Origin of the sequence: Dietzia sp. SLG310A2-38A2, from assembly GCF_014145095.1 — a bacterium.
In the GTDB taxonomy this organism is placed as follows: domain Bacteria; phylum Actinomycetota; class Actinomycetes; order Mycobacteriales; family Mycobacteriaceae; genus Dietzia.
In genome coordinates, this window is the sequence record NZ_JAALDX010000471.1 from 2,896 (window position 1) to 6,509 (window position 3,614).

The following is a 3,614-nucleotide window of genomic DNA, read 5'->3' on the forward strand; positions in this document are numbered from 1 at the left end:
TCAAGGGCACCGTCACGGTGACCGATGCGATCTTGGACGAGGAGGACGACGACCTCGTGGCTGGCGCGCCGCCGCTGCTCAGGCTGGCCAAGAGCTTCACCGGGAGCTGAGCGGACCGTCACCGGGAGCTGGGCGCGGCCTCCGCGCCGGGACTCAGACCGCGGTGACGAGCCCCGCCAGTCGCTCGGCCACCTGGCGGGCGCAGTGCGCGTCCTCCGCCTCGACCATGACGCGGACCAGCTGCTCGGTGCCCGACGGGCGTAGGAGCACCCTGCCGCCCGAGCCCAGTCGCGCCTCCTCCTCGGCCACGGCATCGCCCACCACAGCGGACGACACGACCGCGGCCTTGTCCTCCACCGGCACGTTGATGAGCACCTGCGGCAGGACCGTCATCACGGCGGCGAGCTCGGCCAGGGGGCTGCCGGTCTCCGCCATCCGAGCCATGATGCGGAGACCGGTGAGGACTCCGTCGCCGGTGGTCGCGTGGGCAGGGAGGACGAGGTGACCGGACTGCTCACCGCCGAGGCTGTACCCGCCCTCACGGAGCCGTTCGAGGACGTAGCGGTCCCCCACCTTGGTCTCGGTGACGTGGATCCCGGCGGCCTGCATGGCCACCTTGAGACCGAGGTTGCTCATGATCGTGGCCACGAGGGTGTCGCCCACCAGCTCTCCGGAGTCCCGCATCGCCAGTGCGAGGATCGCCATGATCTGGTCGCCGTCGACGACCTCGCCGGAGGCGTCCACGGCCAGGCAGCGATCGGCGTCGCCGTCGTGCGCCAGTCCGAGGTCCGCACCGTGTTCACGGACCGCCGCGCGGACGTCGTCCAGATGAGTGGAACCGCACCCGTCGTTGATGTTGTAGCCGTCAGGGCTGGAGTGCAGCTCGATCACGGTCGCCCCCGCATCGCGGTAGGCACGCGGCGCCGCGACGCTGGCCGCTCCGTTGGCGCAGTCGACCACCACCACGAGTCCGTCCAGCCGCCCCGGCGTGGCGTCGAGCAGGTGCCGGACATACCCGTCCAGAGCGTCCTCCGACGACGCGCGTGAGATCCGACCGACCGAGGCCCCGGTGGGTCCGGTGATCGTCCCCTCCACCAGCGCACCCTCGATGCGGTCCTCCATGTGGTCGCCGAGCTTGTGCCCGCCCGCGGCGAAGAACTTGATCCCGTTGTCGGGCATCGCGTTGTGCGAGGCTGAAATGACCGCACCGAGCGCCGCACCGTGCTGGGCCGTCAGATGGGCGACGGCCGGGGTCGGGAGCTCACCGACACACAGGACGTCCACCCCCTGGCTGGCCAGACCCGCGGCGAGCGCCGCCTCGAGCATCTCCCCCGACGCCCGGGGGTCGCGGCCGATCACGGCCAGTGGGCGGACCTGACCGCCCGACGCCCCAGTGGCGCCTTTCTCGGCTGCCAGTACGGAGGCGGCGGCCGCTCCGAGGCGGACGGCCAGGTCGACGGTGAGCGTCCGATTGGCGAGTCCGCGAACCCCGTCGGTGCCGAACAGTCGAGTCATGGTGCGTGATCCTCCGGGGTAGTGGGACCGCCACCGCACTCGGGGTGGGTGTTCCGGACCGGGTAAGGATAGCCCCGGCCGTGAGGTCCCTTGGAAAACGAGCCAGAGCAGGCCCCCGCGATCGCGGGCGCCTGCTCTGGGGTGTCGAGCGCGGAGATCAGCGCTTCGAGTACTGCGGGGCCTTACGGGCCTTCTTGAGGCCGGCCTTCTTGCGCTCGACGGCGCGGGCGTCCCGGGTGAGGAAGCCGGCCTTCTTGAGCGCCGGGCGGTCGTCCGGCGCGTACTGGATCAGCGCGCGGGCGATGGCCAGGCGCAGCGCGCCAGCCTGTCCCGAGGGGCCACCACCGTGGAGCAGTGCCACGATGTCGAACTGCTCCTCGCGCTCGACCAGGACGAGCGGCGACTTGACGAGCTGCTGGTGCACCTTGTTCGGGAAGTACTCCTCGAGGGTACGACCGTTGAGGGTGAACTGGCCGGAGCCCGGCATGAGGCGGACGCGGGCGACGGCCTCCTTGCGACGGCCGACCGCCTGCGTCGGACCGGAGGAGACGACCGGGGCCAGCTGGGTCTCGGCGTCGGCCACGTAGTCGGTACCGCCGGCGTAGTCGGCCTCGCTGTAGTCCTCGGCGACCTCGGCGGCGAGTTCCGCCACCGTGTCATCGGCGAGCTCGGCCTCGGGGGTGATGTTCTCGTCGGTCACTGGGCCACCTGCTTGATCTCGTAGGGCACGGGCTGCTGGGCGGCGTGCGGATGCTCGGGGCCCGCGTACACCTTCAGCTTGGAGGCGACGGCACGACCGAGCTTGTTGCTCGGGAGCATGCCCTTGACGGCCTTCTCGACGACGCGGTCGGGGCGCGTGTCCATGGCCTTGCCGAGGGACTGCGACTTGAGCCCGCCCGGGAAACCGGAGTGACGGTGGTGCATGACGCGCTCGCGCTTGTTCGACGAGATCGCGACCTTGTCGGCGTTGATGATGATGACGAAGTCGCCGGTGTCGGCGTTCGGGGCGAACTGCGGCTTGTGCTTGCCACGGAGGATGTTGGCGACCTGTACGGCGAGTCGACCGAGAACCACATCAGTGGCGTCGATGACGTACCAGGCGCGCGTCACGTCCCCGGGCTTGGGGGTGTACGTGGACACAGGCGATACCTCTGTCTGTCTAGTGGGGCTGCCGGCCTGTCGGACGCCCACCCCCTCACGCGGCGGCCGGTGGTGACCCGCGGAGGCGGTCCGTCGATCCCGGGATACGGGGACGACACGGACGCCAGCCGCCAAGCCTACCGCCCGGGTGTCGACACTCCAACTCGCCGATCACGGAGACTGGCGTGTATCGGTTAGACTCTCCCCCGGTTCCCGCCCTCGTAGCTCAGTGGATAGAGCACGGCTCTCCTAAAGCCGGTGTCGGAGGTTCGATTCCTCTCGAGGGCACCACAGCGCGCGTCCGAACATCCGACGCGACGTCGAATCGCACCGGCCGCATGCCCCGGCCGCACACAGCGGCGGGACCCCGGGTGGCGGGCCCTCCCGGCCACCGCGGACACCGCGGATACCGCGGCTCACCTTGTTCACCCTGGCCGAACCACCGAGCTGTTGACATCAACACATGCACGTATGACAATCTGTGCATGTCATGGACGACCGCCAGTCCGCGTGCGATGCGGCGCCTCCCGTGACATCCGCCAGCCATGCCCGGCAGTGACCCGCCGGCGACGACCAGGAGCGACACCCATGACCGTGACCGACCACCCCCCCGCCGAGCCTCATTCGCACACCCACGGACCCGGATGCGGCCACGAGGCCGTCGTCCACGAGGACCACGTCGATTACCTGCACGACGGCCATCTGCACCGCGAGCACGACGGCCACTACGACGAGTGCACCACCTGCTCGTGTGACAACTGCTCCGACAGTTGCGCGGTGTGCACCTGCACGAACTGCACCTGCGAGACCTGCAACCACAACGTGTGCTCGTGCGACAACTGCGGGGAGCGCCACGAGTGCGCGAACTGCGTGTGCGACGACTGCACGTGCTCGACCTGCAGGCACGCGGCCTGAGCTACGGGCAGGCCGCCTGACCCCCCGTGACGCACCCGAGCCCG

General features: G+C 70.1%; 4 protein-coding genes and 1 tRNA gene. 1 reads left to right on the forward strand and 4 read right to left on the reverse strand.

Annotation, left to right across the window (positions count from 1 at the left end; translation table 11 throughout):
* Window positions 1-153 precede the first annotated feature (153 nt).
* The 3 genes from glmM to rplM form a co-directional block, all read right to left on the reverse strand.
* A complete protein-coding gene (gene glmM / locus G6027_RS15345) occupies window positions 154-1,515 on the reverse strand; it encodes a phosphoglucosamine mutase (protein ID WP_182637923.1) in 1,362 nt (453 codons plus the stop codon).
* A gap of 157 nt (window positions 1,516-1,672) precedes the next feature.
* A complete protein-coding gene (gene rpsI / locus G6027_RS15350; RefSeq protein ID WP_259847906.1) occupies window positions 1,673-2,098 on the reverse strand; it encodes a 30S ribosomal protein S9 in 426 nt (141 codons plus the stop codon).
* Window positions 2,099-2,211: 113 nt separating this feature from the next.
* Window positions 2,212-2,655: a 50S ribosomal protein L13 gene (gene rplM / locus G6027_RS15355; RefSeq protein ID WP_107748654.1), complete on the reverse strand. Its 444-nt coding sequence runs from the start codon at window positions 2,653-2,655 to the stop codon at window positions 2,212-2,214.
* Window positions 2,656-2,870: 215 nt separating this feature from the next.
* On the opposite strand from rplM, the gene G6027_RS15360 reads away from it, so the two are divergent.
* Window positions 2,871-2,946: transfer RNA gene (locus G6027_RS15360), tRNA-Arg, on the forward strand.
* Between the two features lie 434 nt (window positions 2,947-3,380).
* Here the strand turns inward: G6027_RS15360 and G6027_RS18455 are convergent.
* On the reverse strand, window positions 3,381-3,614 hold a 234-nt coding region (locus G6027_RS18455; protein WP_206682498.1), incomplete at its 5' end, for a hypothetical protein.

Coding starts and splice junctions, on each gene's coding strand:
- glmM (WP_182637923.1), bottom strand. CDS start 1,515: ATGACTCGACTGTTCGGCACCGACGGGGTTCGCGGACTCGCCAATCGG.